Source organism: Ramlibacter sp., from assembly GCF_035627355.1.
Classification (GTDB): domain Bacteria; phylum Pseudomonadota; class Gammaproteobacteria; order Burkholderiales; family Burkholderiaceae_C; genus Ramlibacter.
In genome coordinates this window covers 20,076-33,195 of sequence record NZ_DASPLW010000010.1, presented here as the reverse complement: position 1 = coordinate 33,195, position 13,120 = coordinate 20,076, and the positions used below count along the sequence as shown (strand labels likewise).

16 protein-coding genes are annotated in these 13,120 nt (G+C 69.0%); 4 read left to right on the top strand and 12 right to left on the bottom strand.

Annotated elements, in window-relative coordinates:
• Positions 1-55 precede the first annotated feature (55 nt).
• The 3 genes from VEC03_RS03725 to VEC03_RS03715 are packed head-to-tail and all read right to left on the bottom strand — an operon-like array spanning position 56 to position 2,326.
• Entirely contained in the window at positions 56-1,105 is a 1,050-nt protein-coding gene (locus VEC03_RS03725; RefSeq protein WP_324912792.1) for a YheT family hydrolase, read from the bottom strand.
• Complete coding sequence (locus tag VEC03_RS03720; RefSeq protein ID WP_324912791.1) at positions 1,105-1,554, bottom strand: YybH family protein; 450 nt, start codon at positions 1,552-1,554, stop codon at positions 1,105-1,107. Before VEC03_RS03720 ends, VEC03_RS03725 begins: the two co-directional genes overlap by 1 nt.
• 22 nt (positions 1,555-1,576) lie before the next feature.
• On the bottom strand, positions 1,577-2,326 hold the full coding sequence (locus tag VEC03_RS03715; protein WP_324912790.1) for a hypothetical protein: 750 nt from the start codon (positions 2,324-2,326) through the stop codon (positions 1,577-1,579).
• Between the two features lie 45 nt (positions 2,327-2,371).
• Between VEC03_RS03715 and VEC03_RS03710 the strand changes: the two genes are divergently transcribed.
• The 3 genes from VEC03_RS03710 to VEC03_RS03700 are packed head-to-tail and all read left to right on the top strand — an operon-like array spanning position 2,372 to position 4,504.
• Positions 2,372-3,040 (top strand): LemA family protein, encoded by a 669-nt coding sequence (locus tag VEC03_RS03710; RefSeq protein ID WP_324912789.1) that lies wholly within the window; start codon positions 2,372-2,374, stop codon positions 3,038-3,040.
• A gap of 4 nt (positions 3,041-3,044) precedes the next feature.
• Positions 3,045-3,995, top strand: a complete 951-nt coding sequence (locus tag VEC03_RS03705) for a TPM domain-containing protein (RefSeq protein WP_324912788.1) — start codon at positions 3,045-3,047, stop codon at positions 3,993-3,995.
• Positions 3,995-4,504 carry a TPM domain-containing protein gene (locus VEC03_RS03700; protein WP_324912787.1) on the top strand — a complete coding sequence of 170 codons (510 nt, stop codon included), beginning with the start codon at positions 3,995-3,997 and terminating at the stop codon, positions 4,502-4,504. Before VEC03_RS03705 ends, VEC03_RS03700 begins: the two co-directional genes overlap by 1 nt.
• Before the next feature lie 433 nt (positions 4,505-4,937).
• Here the strand turns inward: VEC03_RS03700 and VEC03_RS03695 are convergent, their stop codons facing one another.
• The 9 genes from VEC03_RS03695 to VEC03_RS03655 all read right to left on the bottom strand — a co-directional run bounded on the left by VEC03_RS03695 (position 4,938) and on the right by VEC03_RS03655 (position 12,099).
• A complete protein-coding gene (locus VEC03_RS03695) occupies positions 4,938-5,366 on the bottom strand; it encodes a F0F1 ATP synthase subunit epsilon (RefSeq protein ID WP_324912786.1) in 429 nt (142 codons plus the stop codon).
• A gap of 1 nt (position 5,367) precedes the next feature.
• Positions 5,368-6,777 carry a F0F1 ATP synthase subunit beta gene (gene atpD, locus VEC03_RS03690; protein WP_324912785.1) on the bottom strand — a complete coding sequence of 470 codons (1,410 nt, stop codon included), beginning with the start codon at positions 6,775-6,777 and terminating at the stop codon, positions 5,368-5,370.
• Between the two features lie 17 nt (positions 6,778-6,794).
• Positions 6,795-7,673 carry a F0F1 ATP synthase subunit gamma gene (gene atpG, locus VEC03_RS03685; RefSeq protein WP_324912784.1) on the bottom strand — a complete coding sequence of 293 codons (879 nt, stop codon included), beginning with the start codon at positions 7,671-7,673 and terminating at the stop codon, positions 6,795-6,797.
• A 57-nt stretch (positions 7,674-7,730) separates the two neighbouring features.
• On the bottom strand, positions 7,731-9,284 hold the full coding sequence (gene atpA / locus VEC03_RS03680) for a F0F1 ATP synthase subunit alpha (protein WP_324912783.1): 1,554 nt from the start codon (positions 9,282-9,284) through the stop codon (positions 7,731-7,733).
• Between the two features lie 35 nt (positions 9,285-9,319).
• A complete protein-coding gene (locus tag VEC03_RS03675; protein ID WP_324912782.1) occupies positions 9,320-9,850 on the bottom strand; it encodes a F0F1 ATP synthase subunit delta in 531 nt (176 codons plus the stop codon).
• Between the two features lie 12 nt (positions 9,851-9,862).
• Positions 9,863-10,333, bottom strand: coding sequence for a F0F1 ATP synthase subunit B (locus tag VEC03_RS03670; RefSeq protein ID WP_324912781.1), 471 nt, complete (start codon positions 10,331-10,333; stop codon positions 9,863-9,865).
• 72 nt (positions 10,334-10,405) lie between these two features.
• Positions 10,406-10,669: a F0F1 ATP synthase subunit C gene (atpE, locus tag VEC03_RS03665; protein WP_414708451.1), complete on the bottom strand. Its 264-nt coding sequence runs from the start codon at positions 10,667-10,669 to the stop codon at positions 10,406-10,408.
• Between the two features lie 70 nt (positions 10,670-10,739).
• Positions 10,740-11,597, bottom strand: a complete 858-nt coding sequence (gene atpB, locus VEC03_RS03660) for a F0F1 ATP synthase subunit A (protein ID WP_324912780.1) — start codon at positions 11,595-11,597, stop codon at positions 10,740-10,742.
• 16 nt (positions 11,598-11,613) lie between these two features.
• Complete coding sequence (locus VEC03_RS03655; RefSeq protein WP_324912779.1) at positions 11,614-12,099, bottom strand: ATP synthase subunit I; 486 nt, start codon at positions 12,097-12,099, stop codon at positions 11,614-11,616.
• A 125-nt stretch (positions 12,100-12,224) separates the two neighbouring features.
• Between VEC03_RS03655 and VEC03_RS03650 the strand changes: the two genes are divergently transcribed.
• Positions 12,225-13,118 carry a D-amino acid aminotransferase gene (locus tag VEC03_RS03650; RefSeq protein WP_324912778.1) on the top strand — a complete coding sequence of 298 codons (894 nt, stop codon included), beginning with the start codon at positions 12,225-12,227 and terminating at the stop codon, positions 13,116-13,118.
• Positions 13,119-13,120: the final 2 nt, after the last annotated feature.

Sequence of the window (13,120 nt, the reverse complement as noted above, 5' to 3'; positions counted from 1 at the left end):
CCGACCTTGCCATCGCCGGCGGCCCCTTCGCATAGTCCGGACGCGACGGGCGGCGTCAGCCGGCGCCACCTCCCGGTGCGCGGCATCCGGCGGCCTGCAGCAGCCATCGGCCTACGGCCTGCGGCATCGAGCGCACGTGGGTGGGCCAGCGGCCGGCCGGGAATCCCACGTGCCCGCCCTGGCGCGGCTGCCACAGCGTGACCCAGTCGCCCACCCCGCCCGGCAGCGGCAGGCTGTGCGCGGGCACGAAGGGATCGTTGCAGGCATTCAGCGCCAGCGCCGGGATGCGGATGCGCGCCAGGTGCGGCTTGGCCGAGGCGCGCGCCCAGTAGTCGTCGGTGTTGCGGAAGCCGTGCAGCGGCGCCGTGAACACGTTGTCGAACTCGTAGAGGTCGCGCGCGGCGAGCAGCGCGTCGCGATCGAACAGGCCAGGGTGCTGGGCCAGCTTGCGCAACGCCTTGGGGCGCATGGTGCGCAGGAACATGGTGGTGTAGACCAGCCGGTTGAAGCCGCGCCCGATGGCGCTGCCGCCGGCCGCCAGGTCGAGCGGCGAGCAGACCGCGGCCACCGCATCGGCCAGCCGCGCCGCCTCCGTGCCCGCTTCGCCGGCCCAGCGCAGCAGGGCATTGCCGCCGAGCGAGACGCCCGCGGCCAGCAGGGGCCCGGCATGGCGCTCGCGCAGGCGCTGCAGCATCCAGTGGACTTCCTCGAAGTCGCCCGAGTGGTAGGCACGCGGGCCCAGGTTCAGCTCGCCGCTGCAGCCGCGGAAGTGCGGCACCACGAAGGCCAGGCCCTGCTCGCGCGCGAAGCCGGCGAAGGCCTCGGCGTAGTGGCTGCGCGAAGAGCCCTCGAGCCCGTGGAAGAGTACCAGCAGGGGCCCGCCGGCCGTGGACGGCCGGTCTGGCGCCTCGAGCCAGTCGAGGTCCACGAAGTCGCCGTCCGGCGTGTCCCAGCGCACGCGCCGGTACTGCGGCGGCGCGCCGGCCGCGCGATCGGCACAGAGGGCCGCCCAGATCGTCTGCAGGTTGCCGCCGGGCAGCCAGGCGGGCGCCGCATAGGGGAACGCCTCCGGCTGGGCGGGGGATGCCTGCGCCGCCGCCTGCATCAGTGCAGCACCGACGGTGCGTCGGAGAACTCCTGGATGTCGGTGGCGGTGCCGGGGCTGGCGTGGTGCGCGACCAGGCGCCAGCCCTGCGCGGTGCGGTGGTAGATGTTGGTCGCGATCACCCAGGCATGGCGCGGCCCCTCGGGCGTGAGCACCTCGACCTTCTCGAGCAGGTTGTGCACGCAACTGGCCACCGACTCGATCTTGCGCACGCGCTCGGGCCAGGCGCGGATGCTGCCATTGGCGAACATGGCTTCGAAGGTGGCGCGGATGGCGGCCGCGCCGACCACGCGCGGGCCGCCGGGGTGGATGCAGACGATCTCGTCCTCGTCGGCCCAGCAGGCCATCAGCTTGTCGATGTCGGCGTTCTGCAGCGCGTCGTAGAACGCGGCCTCGACTTCATCGGCATTGCCCTCGAGGTTGGCGGCCTGGAGTCTGGACTTGGGCATGAGCGGCCGATTGTGCATGGATTCAGGGGCGCAGCCAGCCGCGCACCGCATCCCGGGCGTCGCCCTGGGCCGCCTGCCACACGGTCTCGGGCGCGGCGACGTGGATCCCGGGCGGCGCGGCCTGCAGCGCGGCCGCGACGAACTCCGCCACCTTCACCGAGCGCACCGGCTGCTCGGTGCTGGGCACCATGTACCTGAACACCGAGTGCATCCAGTGCGCGACCGCTGGCAACAGCCCGCCGGCGGCCGCGGCCTCGGGCTTGCGCGCGCTGCGCACGATCAGCAGGCGCTCGAAGCCGAGCGCGGCGACGGCCTGCTCATCCAGGCTGGCCAGTCCGTGCTTGAGCGCTTCCGGCAGCCGCCCCTGCGCATGGGGCAGCACGACCGCCAGGGTTCGCACGCCGCTGCGGCGCATCCATTGCGCGAGCGCCGGCAACTGCTCGGGCCGGGGCGTCCACAGGGCGCGCTCGCGGTCGTAGAACAGGCGCGGGGGTTCGAACAGCACCAGGCCGGTGTCGGCCGCGCCCGGTGCCCACTGGCCCGGATCGTCGCCCTCGACCACGCGGCTGCCGACCCCGCGCAGCCCGGCACGGATCGGCTCGCGCGCCAGCACTTCCGTGCTGCCGTACTGCTGCAAGCCGACCAGGCGCCGCAGCACTTCGTTGCCGAGCACGCCGGTGGCCCCCGCGATCACCAGCCGCGGGCCTTGCGGAGCCGGCCCCGCGGCGCCGCGGGCAGCCGCGTGCAGGGCCTGGATCGGCTCGGGACGCATGGCTTCTATGCTACCGTCGACGTGCTTGCCCAAAGGAGAACAACGATGCGCCGCTGGCTCGCCCTCATTGCCCTGGCCCTGTCGCTGACCGGTTGCGGCTACAACGATTTCCAGCGCCTGGACGAACAGACCAAGTCGGCCTGGGCCGAGGTACTCAACCAGTACCAGCGGCGTGCCGACCTGGTGCCCAACCTCGTCGCCACGGTCAAGGGCGAGGCCAACTTCGAACAGGAGACGCTCAGCCGCGTGGTCGAGGCGCGCTCCCGCGCCACCTCGATGCAGGTCACGCCCGAGACGCTGAACGACCCGCAGGCGTTCCAGCGCTTCCAGCAGGCCCAGGGCGAGCTGTCCAGCGCGCTGAGCCGGCTGATGGTGGTGGTCGAGCGCTATCCGGACCTGAAGGCGAACCAGGGCTTCCGCGACCTGCGCGTGCAACTCGAAGGCACGGAGAACCGCATCACCGTCGCGCGCAACCGCTACATCCAGGCGGTGCAGGAATACAACGTGCTGACGCGCAGCTTCCCGACCAACCTGACGGCCATGGTGTTCAGCTACGAACCCAAGCCCAACTTCACGGTGCAGAACGAGGCCGAGATCTCGGCGCCGCCGCGGGTGGACTTCGGCGGTGGCGCATCGCCCGCGCAGCCCGCCGCGCCGGCCGCACCTGCGGCATCGGCCGCGCCGAGCGCGCCGGCGGGAACGCCGACCCGGTAGCCGGATGGCGGCTTCGCGCGTCATCCCCGCCGTGGCGGGGATCCACGCATGGGCGCGGCTCCTCCTGGCGGGTTTCGTCTGCCTGCTGGCGGCGATGGGGCTGCCCGCCGCCGCCCAGGACCTGCTGCCCGTGCCCGAACTCACGGCGCGCGTCATCGACCAGACCGGCACGCTGGACGACATCCAGCGCAAGGCGCTGGAGGACAAGCTGGCCGCCTTCGAGCAGCGCAGCGGCACGCAGATCGCGATGCTGATGGTGCCGACCACCCAGCCCGAGGACATCTTCAGCTATGCCAATCGCGTGGCCAACGCCTGGAAGATCGGACGCCGCGACGTGGGCGACGGCATCGTCGTGGTGGTGGCCAAGGACGACCGGCGGGTGCGCATCGAGGTGGCCAAGACGCTGGAAGGCGCGGTGCCGGACCTGGCGGCCCGGATGATCATCGACGAGGCCATCACGCCGCGCTTCCGCCAGGGCGACTTCGCGGGCGGCCTGCAGGCCGCGGCCGACCGGCTGATTGCACGCATCAGCGGCGAGGGACTGCCCGCACCCGAGCGCCAGCGGCAACGCTCCGTGCAGGGCTTCGACTGGTTCGACCTGGCGATCTTCCTGTTCTTCGCCGTGCCCATCGCCGGCGCCATGCTGCGCGGCATCTTCGGGCGCAAGCTCGGCTCGCTGCTCACGGCCGGCGGCGTGGGCGGGCTGGCAATGCTGATCACCTCCAGCCTGGTGATCGCGGCCGTCGCGGCGGTGCTCGCGCTGTTGTTCTCGCTGTTGTCGGGGGTGGCGCCCCTGGGTGGGCGCCGGCGCGGCGGCCCGGTCATCTTTCCCGGCGGTGGCTGGGGTGGCGGCGGCGGAGGCTGGGGCGGCGGCGGAGGCTGGGGCGGAGGCGGCGGCTTCGGCTCCGGCGGCGGTGGTGATTTCGGGGGCGGCGGCGCCTCGGGGGGATGGTGATGCTGCGCAAGCTCCAGCGCATCCTGCGCCACAGCTGGCTCGACGAGTCCGACACCCGCAAGGCGATTCCGCCGGAACTGGTGGAGCGCCTGGCCGCGCGCGTGGCCGCCAGCGAACGCCGGCACACGGGCGAGATCCGCATCTACGTGGAGGCCGGGCTGCCCCTCAGCTACTTGTGGCGCGAGGCCAGCCCACGCGAGCGGGCCATCGCCATGTTCGGCAAGCTGCGCGTGTGGGACACGGAGCAGAACAACGGCGTGCTGATCTACCTGCTGCTGGCCGAGCACGCGATCGAGATCGTGGCCGACCGCGGGCTGGCCCATGTGGTGGGCCCCGGCCATTGGGAAGTGATCGTGCAGCACATGCGCGACGCCTTCCGTGCCGGCCGCTTCGAGGACGGCCTGACCCACGCGCTGGAGGAGGTCTCGGCGCTGCTGGTGGAACATTTCCCGCTGGAGCCCGGTGCGGCCAACCCCAACGAGCTGCCGGATACGCCGGTCCTGGGTTGATGCCTGGCGGCGGCATGCGCTGAGCATGCTGCGAGGCGACCCGCGGAGCACAAGAAAAAAGCCCCGGCCTTGCGGTCGGGGCTGGAGAGCGCTGGTTTTTGGCGCGTTCTTGTTGCGGGTGGGTGCGGCGAGGCGGGCTCGCGGCTCCTCTTGTTCGGGGGTTCTGGCCAGGCAAGCGGTTCGCGCTTGCTGAGGGCCCTCCGGATTCTTCCAGTCAGTTGGTGTCAGGGCAAGCGCCAGGCGCTTGGTGAACACCCGAATTCATTTTTTTCTAGTCAGTCGGGGACAGGCAAGCGCGTCGCGCTTGGTGCGCCTCGAAAATTCTTCTAGTCAGTCGAGGACAGAGCAAGCGCTGCGCGCTTGGTGAAGCTCGAGGATTCTTCTAGTCAGTTGGGGACAGAGCAAGCGCGTCGCGCTTGGTCTGTCCCCAAGATCATTTCTTTTGCCTGAACTTCCGGGCGGCGGCGATCTCCGCGGCCATCACGGCGAGTTCCGACTGGATGCGGGCGATGTCGATCTCGCTCTTGGCGTTCTTGAGCGCTTCCTCGGCCGCGCGCTTGGCTTCGTTGGCCTTTTCCTCGTCGAGGTCCTTGCCGCGGATGGCGGTGTCGGACAGCACGGTGACGCGGTTCGGCTGCACCTCCAGGATGCCGCCGGCCACGAACACGAACTCCTCCGAACCGTCGGCCTTCTCGATGCGCACCGAGCCCGGCCGCACGCGCGTGATCAGCGGCGTGTGGCGCGGGTAGATGCCGAGCTCGCCGGCCTCGCCGGGCAGCGCGACGAAGCGCGCCTCGCCGGAGAAGATCGACTCCTCGGCCGACACCACGTCGACCTGGATGGTGTGGGTGGCGTCGACCATGTCAGGCCGCCAGCTTCTTGGCCTTCTCGAAGGCTTCGTCGATGGTGCCGACCATGTAGAAGGCCTGCTCGGGCAGGTGGTCGCACTCGCCGGCCACGATCATCTTGAAGCCGCGGATGGTCTCGGCCAGCGGCACGTACTTGCCGGGCGAGCCGGTGAACACCTCGGCCACGTGGAAGGGCTGCGACAGGAAGCGCTGGATCTTGCGCGCGCGCGCCACCGCCAGCTTGTCTTCCGGCGACAGTTCGTCCATGCCCAGGATGGCGATGATGTCGCGCAGTTCCTTGTAGCGCTGCAGGGTGGCCTGCACCGCGCGGGTGGTGGTGTAGTGGTCCTCGCCGACGACGTTGGGGTCGACCTGGCGGCTGGTGGAGTCCAGCGGGTCCACCGCCGGGTAGATGCCCAGCGCGGCGATGTCGCGCGACAGCACCACGGTGGCGTCCAGGTGGGCGAAGGTGGTGGCGGGGGACGGGTCGGTCAGGTCGTCCGCCGGCACGTACACGGCCTGGATCGAGGTGATCGAGCCGACCTTGGTGGAGGTGATGCGCTCCTGCAGGCGGCCCATTTCCTCGGCCAGCGTCGGCTGGTAGCCCACGGCGGACGGCATCCGGCCCAGCAGGGCGGACACTTCCGTGCCGGCCAGCGTGTAGCGGTAGATGTTGTCCACGAAGAACAGCACGTCGCGGCCCTCGTCGCGGAACGACTCGGCGATGGTCAGGCCGGTCAACGCCACGCGCAGGCGGTTGCCCGGGGGCTCGTTCATCTGGCCGTAGACCATGGACACCTTGGATTCGGCCAGGTTGTCCAGCTTCACGACGCCCGACTCGGCCATCTCGTGATAGAAGTCGTTGCCCTCGCGGGTGCGCTCACCCACGCCGGCGAACACCGACAGGCCCGAGTGCGCCTTGGCGATGTTGTTGATCAGCTCCATCATGTTCACGGTCTTGCCGACGCCGGCGCCGCCGAACAGGCCCACCTTGCCGCCCTTGGCGAACGGGCAGATCAGGTCGATCACCTTGATGCCGGTTTCCAGCAGCTCCTGCGAGGGCGACAGCTCGTCGTACGCGGGTGCCTTGCGGTGGATCGGGGCGGTGAGCGCCTGGTCGATCGGGCCGCGCTCGTCGATCGGCGTACCCAGCACGTCCATGATGCGGCCCAGGGTCGCCTTGCCCACCGGCACCGTGATCGGCGCGCCGGTGTTGTAGACCATCGAGCCGCGGCGCAGGCCGTCGGACGAGCCCAGCGCAATCGTGCGCACCACGCCGTCACCCAGCTGCTGCTGCACCTCCAGCGTCAGCGCGCTGCCTTCCATCTTCAGCGCGTCGTACACGCGCGGCATGTTCTCGCGCGGGAATTCGACGTCGACCACGGCGCCGATGCACTGAACGATCTTTCCTTGAACTTGAGCCATGTGATTGCTCCGAAGAATTAAACAGCCGCCGCGCCGGACACGATCTCGGAGAGTTCCTTCGTGATCGCCGCCTGGCGCGTCTTGTTGTAGACCAGCTTGAGCTCGCCGATGAGGTTGCCGGCGTTGTCGGTGGCCGCCTTCATGGCGACCATGCGGGCCGACTGCTCCGAGGCCATGTTCTCGGCCACCGCCTGGTAGACCAGCGCCTCGACGTAGCGCAGCAGCAGGTCGTCGATCACCGTCTTGGCGTCGGGCTCGTAGATGTAGTCCCAGCCGTGCTCGCCGCCGGCCGCCTTGGCCTCTTCCTGCATGCGGGCCGCCGACAGCGGCAGCAGGGTCTCGACCACCGGCTCCTGCTTCATCGTGTTGATGAAGCGCGTGTAGCACAGGTACACGGCGCTGAGCTTGCCTTCGGCGTACTGGTCCAGCAGCACCTTCACGGGGCCGATCAGGCGCTCGAGATGCGGCGTGTCGCCCAGCTGGGTGGCGTGCGAGACCACCTGTGCGCCGATGCGGTTCAGGAAGCCCAGCCCCTTGTTGCCGATGGCCACGGTCTGGGCGCTGATGCCCTGCTCCTGCAGCTCGCGCAGCTTGGTCGTGACGGCGCGCAGCACGTTGGTGTTCAGGCCGCCGCACAGTCCCTTGTCGGTGGACACCACGATGAAGCCCACGGCCTTCACGTCGTTGTGGCGCATGAAGGCGTGGGTGTACTCGGGGTTGGCCTTGCCGAGGTTGGCCGCGATGTTGCGGACCTTGTCGCTGTAGGGCCGGGCCGCGCGCATGCGGTCCTGCGCCTTGCGCATCTTGGAGGCGGCGACCATTTCCATGGCCTTGGTGATCTTCTTGGTGTTCTCCACCGATTTGATCTTGCCGCGAATCTCTTTGCCTGCAGCCATTGATAGTTCCTGGTGTCCCGCGCGAGCCGGCGGTGCGGCCCGCGCGGGAAAGCGGGTTTAGGCGAACGTCTTCTTGAAGGCCTCGATCGCGCCGGTCAGTTCGGCCTCGGCGTCCTTGTCCATGGCCTTCTGGGTTTCCAGCTTGTCCAGCAGGCCGGCGTGCTTGTCCTTCAGCCAGGCATGCATGCCCGACTCGAACGGCAGCACCTTCTTGACGTCGATGTCGTCCAGGTAGCCCTTGTTCACCGCGAACAGCGAGGCGGCCATCAGCGAGATGGGCAGCGGGCTGTACTGCGGCTGCTTGAGCAGCTCGGTCACGCGGGCGCCGCGGTCCAGCTGCTTGCGGGTGGCGGCGTCCAGGTCGGAGGCGAACTGCGCGAAGGCGGCCAGTTCGCGGTACTGGGCCAGGTCGGTCCGGATGCCACCGGACAGCGCCTTGATCAGCTTGGTCTGGGCGGCGCCGCCGACGCGGGACACCGAGATGCCGGCGTTGATGGCGGGACGGATGCCGGCGTTGAACAGGCTGGTCTCCAGGAAGATCTGGCCGTCGGTGATCGAGATCACGTTGGTCGGCACGAACGCGGACACGTCGCCGGCCTGCGTCTCGATGATCGGCAGCGCGGTCAGCGAGCCGGTCTTGCCCTTGACTTCGCCCTTGGTGAAGGCCTCGACGTAGTCGGCGTTCACGCGGGCGGCACGCTCCAGCAGGCGCGAGTGCAGGTAGAACACGTCGCCCGGGTAGGCTTCGCGGCCCGGCGGGCGGCGCAGCAGCAGCGACACCTGGCGGTAGGCGACGGCCTGCTTGGACAGGTCGTCATAGATGATCAGGGCGTCCTGGCCGCGGTCGCGGAAGTACTCGCCCATGGTGCAGCCGGCGTAGGCCGACACGTACTGCATGGCGGCCGACTCGGAGGCCGACGCGGCCACGACGATCGTGTACTCCATGGCGCCGTTCTGCTCCAGCGCGCGCACGATGTTCTTGATGGTCGACGCCTTCTGGCCGATGGCCACGTAGACGCAGACCATGTCCTGGCCCTTCTGGTTGATGATGGTGTCGACCGCCACCGCCGACTTGCCGGTCTGGCGGTCGCCGATGATCAGCTCGCGCTGGCCGCGGCCGATCGGCACCATGGAGTCGATGGACTTCAGGCCGGTCTGCACCGGCTGGTCCACGCTCTTGCGCGCGATCACGCCGGGCGCGACCTTCTCGATCACGTCCGTCAGCTTGGCGTTGACGGGGCCCTTGCCGTCGATCGGCTGGCCCAGCGCGTTCACCACCCGGCCGATCAGCTCGGGGCCGACCGGCACTTCCAGGATGCGGCCCGTGCACTTGACGGTGTCGCCCTCGGAGATGTGCTCGTACTCGCCCAGGATCACCGCGCCGACCGAGTCGCGCTCGAGGTTCAGCGCCAGGCCGAACGTCGGGGTGCCTTCCTTGGTGGCCGGGAACTCCAGCATTTCGCCGGCCATCGCCTCGGACAGGCCGTGGATGCGGACGATGCCGTCGGTCACGGAGATCACCGTGCCCTGGTTGCGGATGTCGGCGCTGGCGGCCAGGCCCTCGATCCGGCTCTTGATCAGTTCGGAAATTTCTGCGGGATTGAGCTGCATGACTCGTTCCTTGTGTCCTTGGGAGCGGGCGGCCGTCAGGCCGTCAGCGCAACTTTCATTTGCTCGAGGCGGGCCTTGACCGAGGTGTCCAGCACCTCGTCGCCGACCACCACGCGGATGCCGCCGATCAGCGACGGATCCTCCTGCACCGTGACATTGAGCTTGCGGCCGAAGCGGCGCTCCAGCGTCTGCGCCACCTCGCCCAGGCTCTCGGCCGGGATCGGGAACGCGCTGTAGACGATGGCGTCGGAGGCGCCGCTCTGCGCATTCTTCATGGCGCGGAACTGCGCAGCCACCTCGGGCAGCGCGGCCAGCCGGCCGTTGTCGATCACCGTGCGCAGGAAGTTCTGCCCCACCGGCGGCAGCGGCTGGCGCAGGATGCCGGCGACCAGCTCGAACACCTCGCGGTCGGTGACCTTGGGGTTGTCGGCGTACTGCAGCAGCTGCGGGTTGCCGGCGACGTCAGCCAGCGCGTCCAGCCACTGCGAGGCGCCGTTCAGGTCGGCGACGCAGGACTTGAACAGCGCTTCGGCGTAGGGGCGGGCGATGGTGGCGAGTTCGGCCATGGTCCTGACCCTTTACAGCTCGGTCTTCAGGCGGTTGAGCAGGTCGGCGTGGACGCCGGCGTTGACTTCCTTGCGCAGGATCTGCTCGGCACCCTTGACGGCCAGCGCGGCCACCTGCTCGCGCAGCGCCTCGCGGGCCTTGACCGTCTGCTGCTCGGCCTCGGCGCGGGCAGCTGCCACGATCTTGGCCGCCTCCTCGGAGGCGCGGCCCTTGGCTTCCTCGATGATGGCCTGGGCGCGACGTTCGGCGTCGGCCAGCAGCGCGGCGATCTGGTTGCGCGACTTGCCCAGCTCCTCGTCGACCTTGGCGTTGGCGGCAGCCAGTTCCGACTTGGCGCGGTCGGCGGCAGCCAGGCCCTCGGCGATCTTGGCGGCCCGCTCGTCCAGCGCGGCGGCGATCGGCGGCCACACGTACTTCATCGTGAACGCTACCAGCAGCAGGAACACGATGATCTGAATGATGAGGGTACCGGTGATGCTCACTGTTTCATCCTTGGCCCCGGCACGCGCGGTGCCGGGAAAGACGTTGACGAAGGAAGGTCCGCGCGCGGCGGCTTACTTCGGCAGGTTGGCCAGCTGGCCCAGGAACGGGTTGGCGGTGGCGAACCACAGGGCGATACCGACGCCGATGATGAAGGCCGCGTCGATCAGGCCGACCAGCAGGAACATCTTGGTCTGCAGCTCGTTCATCAGCTCGGGCTGGCGGGCAGCCGATTCCAGGTACTTGCTGCCCATGACGCCGATGCCGATGCAGGCACCGATGGCGCCGAGGCCGATGATCAGGCCGGCGGCCAGGGCGACAAAGCTGATAACTTCCATGATTGCTCCTAAGGGACTTGGGGTTGGTGAGGGAAAGGGAAAAAGCGCGGACTGGAAAACGGAAACCGGATCAGTGGGCGTCGTGGGCCTGGCCGACGTAGACCAGCGCCAGCATCATGAACACGAAGGCCTGCAGCACGATGATCAGGATGTGGAACACCGCCCAGGCCCAGCCGGCGATGACGTGGCCGATCGCCAGCCCGATGCCGGTGGCCGACAGCGAGAAGGCGCCGCCCATCATCGCGATCAGCAGGAACACCAGCTCGCCCGCATACATGTTGCCGAACAGTCGCATGCCGTGCGAAACCGTCTTGGCCACGAACTCGATGATCTGCATGAAGAAGTTCGGCAGCCACAGCAGCGGGTGCGAGCCGAAGGGGGCGGTGAACAGCTCGTGCACCCAGCCGCCCAGGCCCTTGATCTTCACGTTGTAGTACAGGCAGACCAGCAGCACGGCCACCGACAGGCCCATGCTGATCGACAGGTCGGCGGTCGGCACCACGCGCATGTAGGCGTGGTGCGGGTCATGGCCGGTGGCGCTGTAGATGCCCTGCCAGATCACCGGCAGCAGGTCCACCGGCAGCAGGTCCATCGCGTTCATCAGCATGATCCACAGGAACACGACCAGCGCCAGCGGCGACACCGCCTTGCGGCTGGCGGCGTTGTGCACGATGCCCTTGGCCTGCGACTCGACCATCTCCACCAGGATCTCCACCGCCGCCTGGAAGCGGCCCGGGACCCCGGCATGCGCCTTGCGCGCCGCCTTCCACAGGAAGAAGCAGGTCAGCGCCCCCAGGACGATCGACCAGAACAGGGAGTCGAAGTTGAAGACGGAGAAATCGACGACGTTGTTCGGCGCGTGATTCTGCAGGAAGGCCAGGTGGTGGGCGATGTACTCGCCTGCGCTCGGTCCGGTTTCGGCAGCCATGTTGTTTCGCGTCTCTTCAATTCGACTTCGGGGTGCGCCCGCGCGGTGCATACGCCAGCGCCACCCAGTACACCTTCATCGCGAGTACCAGCCCCACCAGCAGTGCCGGCCAGCTCAACTCGCGCACCAGCCTTGGCGCGGCCACCAGCATGGCCACCGTCAAGGCAATCTTGACCATCTCCCACAGCATGAAGCCGAACGCCGCGGTGCCCGCATTGAGCGAGGCGATCCGCCCGGTCAGGCCCCGCGCGAAGACCGCAGCGGGGACCACGACGGCCAGTGCGCCATACCCGACGGACCACGCCACGTCTTGCTTGCCGGTGATGGCCCAGGCCGCGAGCGCCGCGACCAACCCCACCACCGCCTGCCCCCCGATCACCCACCAGGGGGAAACCGGCGGGTGCTGTTCGCGCAGCTTTCGCGCCTCCTCGGCACTCAGCGGCTTGACTGGGGTTTGCTCGTCCTCCCAGGACTCAGGCAGCGGGGCAACGTTTTTTTTCATTTCGAGCGGCCCCGGCTCTTGACCCTGAAATCCACAAAGCCGCCCATTATAAGTAGAAACCCACGGGCCAGAACCATGGCCGGGCTGGTGCGTGTCGCAGTTCGGCACAGGACGACAATGACGCCATGAACGACACCCCCGCACCGCTGCCCGACCTGCCCTGCTACCTCAACGGCGAGATCACCCGCGTCGACCAGGCGCGCGTGAGCGTGCTCGACCGCGGCTTCATCTTCGGCGACGGGATCTACGAGGTGGTGCCGGTGTACGGCGGCCGGCCGTTCCGCTTCGACGAACACATGGCGCGGCTGGACCGCAGCCTGGGCGAGCTGCGCATCGCCAACCCGATGACGCGGCCGCAGTGGCGCGAACTGGTGGACCAGCTGGTGCAGGCCTACGCCCGCCACATCGGCCAGCCGGCCGACGCGACGAACCAGATGGTCTACATGCAGGTCACCCGCGGCGTGGCCATGCGCGACCACGTGATGCTGCCCGGGCTGCAGCCGACGGTGTTCGCGATGAGCAACCGCCTGCCGACCTACAGCGAGGAGGACCGGGCCCGCGGCGTGGCCTGCGTGACGGCCGACGACTTCCGCTGGAAGAAGGCCCACATCAAGAGCACCAGCCTGGCCGGCGCCGTGATGGCCCGCCAGATCAGCGCCGACCAGGGCGCGACCGAGACGGTGATGTTCCGGGACGGCATGCTCTCAGAGGCCGCCGCCTCCAACGTCTGGGTGGTCCGCAACGGCGTGGTGCTGGGCTCGCCGCGCGACAACCTGGTGCTGGAGGGCATCCGCTACGGCCTGCTCGAACAGCTGTGCCGCGACGCCGGCATCCCCTTCGAGCTGCGCCGCGTCAGCCGCGAGGAGGTGCTGGGGGCCGACGAGTTGCTGCTGACCTCGGCCACCAAGGAAGTGCTGGCCATCACCACGCTGGACGGCAAGCCGGTTGGAAACGGCCGCCCCGGCCCCATCTACGGGAAGCTGTACGCCGGCTACCAGCAAGCCAAGCAAGCCTCCTGACC

Coding starts and splice junctions, on each gene's coding strand:
- VEC03_RS03725 (WP_324912792.1), bottom strand. CDS start 1,105: ATGCAGGCGGCGGCGCAGGCATCCCCCGCCCAGCCGGAGGCGTTCCCC.
- VEC03_RS03720 (WP_324912791.1), bottom strand. CDS start 1,554: ATGCCCAAGTCCAGACTCCAGGCCGCCAACCTCGAGGGCAATGCCGAT.
- VEC03_RS03715 (WP_324912790.1), bottom strand. CDS start 2,326: ATGCGTCCCGAGCCGATCCAGGCCCTGCACGCGGCTGCCCGCGGCGCC.
- VEC03_RS03710 (WP_324912789.1), top strand. CDS start 2,372: ATGCGCCGCTGGCTCGCCCTCATTGCCCTGGCCCTGTCGCTGACCGGT.
- VEC03_RS03705 (WP_324912788.1), top strand. CDS start 3,045: ATGGCGGCTTCGCGCGTCATCCCCGCCGTGGCGGGGATCCACGCATGG.
- VEC03_RS03700 (WP_324912787.1), top strand. CDS start 3,995: ATGCTGCGCAAGCTCCAGCGCATCCTGCGCCACAGCTGGCTCGACGAG.
- VEC03_RS03695 (WP_324912786.1), bottom strand. CDS start 5,366: ATGGTCGACGCCACCCACACCATCCAGGTCGACGTGGTGTCGGCCGAG.
- atpD (WP_324912785.1), bottom strand. CDS start 6,777: ATGGCTCAAGTTCAAGGAAAGATCGTTCAGTGCATCGGCGCCGTGGTC.
- atpG (WP_324912784.1), bottom strand. CDS start 7,673: ATGGCTGCAGGCAAAGAGATTCGCGGCAAGATCAAATCGGTGGAGAAC.
- atpA (WP_324912783.1), bottom strand. CDS start 9,284: ATGCAGCTCAATCCCGCAGAAATTTCCGAACTGATCAAGAGCCGGATC.
- VEC03_RS03675 (WP_324912782.1), bottom strand. CDS start 9,850: ATGGCCGAACTCGCCACCATCGCCCGCCCCTACGCCGAAGCGCTGTTC.
- atpE (WP_414708451.1), bottom strand. CDS start 10,669: ATGGAAGTTATCAGCTTTGTCGCCCTGGCCGCCGGCCTGATCATCGGC.
- atpB (WP_324912780.1), bottom strand. CDS start 11,597: ATGGCTGCCGAAACCGGACCGAGCGCAGGCGAGTACATCGCCCACCAC.
- VEC03_RS03655 (WP_324912779.1), bottom strand. CDS start 12,099: ATGAAAAAAAACGTTGCCCCGCTGCCTGAGTCCTGGGAGGACGAGCAA.
- VEC03_RS03650 (WP_324912778.1), top strand. CDS start 12,225: ATGAACGACACCCCCGCACCGCTGCCCGACCTGCCCTGCTACCTCAAC.